Here is a 1103-nt window from a genome sequence, read left to right on the forward strand (position 1 = left end):
CCTCGCGCCACCACCAACGGCGGTTCCTTTGGAAACGACCGAATATCAAACCACTTGAAGCACGTGCCATCAGCGTTGCGCTTGTCACCCATCAGAAGGTGTGCACCTGTCGTCCTGTGCCGTATCAGTGCCGCTCTGAACGCCCGTAAGTCAATCAGCCACCAGCTATCAATAACGTGCCCGTCAGGCCCTGCATGACCGTAGAACATCCAGTCCCCGTGGCCGTTCACAATCTTGGATAGCTCAGTTTCTGCACCCGTTGGCAGCTTGGCTCTGATTGTGAACTGGTGGGGGTATCTCGTGGCAAACCCGTGCCGCCTCACCCTGGCTGCAATACGCATGTCCCTGGCGTCCAGCATCAACAGGTCAGTGGCTTGGAAGTGGTCCAGCGGGTCTGGTGCGGCCTGTAGGATGTGGCCGCCGATGATGCGCTTAATCTCAGGCAGGAACTGGTCCGACCAGTGCCGGTTGACGGTGTAATAACTCATATCAAATCTCAAACTTGAAAACGGGCGCAGGAAATACCGCGCCCCAGTATCAATCTCAAACGCGCTCTTCCAGTAGCGCTTCAAGGCTATCGCTTAGCCCAATAACCGCATTGCGGATTTGATTTAGGTGTTGGTCTTCAATCTGAGTTGAAGCGAAATCCCAGGCGATAATTTGCAAGGCATCGACAAGGCTTGCAGCACTAGAAATCTTGTTCTCATATGCCCGTATCCTTTCCCGGTCGGTCATGACTGCACCTCCAATTGTCGAACAAGATGAGCGGCCAGCTTTACGTTCTCTATCGAGCCTGAAACCTGTTGCTCACACATGCGGGCCATTGTCAGGATGGCCTGATACGCGTAGAAGCTCTCCTCCAATGAGTCGTGGGCGATGCTTCTTATCCCTGCCAACAGCGCCTCGGTCTGATCCAGCATTTCGTCGATGTCTGTAATTTCGCCGAGCAGGTTCAGAGCTTTTGATTTTATTTCTTCTGGATTGGTCGGCTGCGCCGCATAGAAGTCGACATGCTGCTGCCGCAGTTTTTCAACTTCCGAGATTTTGTGGCGATAAACGGCGTCCGAACATTTTGGGAGGCCGTTGTGGATGAAGTTGTCGTA

The 1103-nt window shown here is 53.5% G+C and carries 3 protein-coding genes; all 3 read right to left on the reverse strand.

Annotated elements, in window-relative coordinates:
• Window positions 1-572: hypothetical protein (locus ACR0EZ_RS25930; protein ID WP_480617724.1), on the reverse strand; the 572-nt coding region annotated here is incomplete at its 3' end.
• A complete protein-coding gene (locus tag ACR0EZ_RS25935; RefSeq protein WP_480617725.1) occupies window positions 544-735 on the reverse strand; it encodes a hypothetical protein in 192 nt (63 codons plus the stop codon). The genes ACR0EZ_RS25935 and ACR0EZ_RS25930, both read right to left, overlap by 29 nt.
• Window positions 732-1103, reverse strand: a 372-nt coding sequence (locus tag ACR0EZ_RS25940) for a hypothetical protein (protein ID WP_480617726.1), incomplete at its 5' end; no start/stop codon positions are given. The genes ACR0EZ_RS25940 and ACR0EZ_RS25935, both read right to left, overlap by 4 nt.

This window comes from Ruegeria sp. AK4 (genome assembly GCF_056541025.1).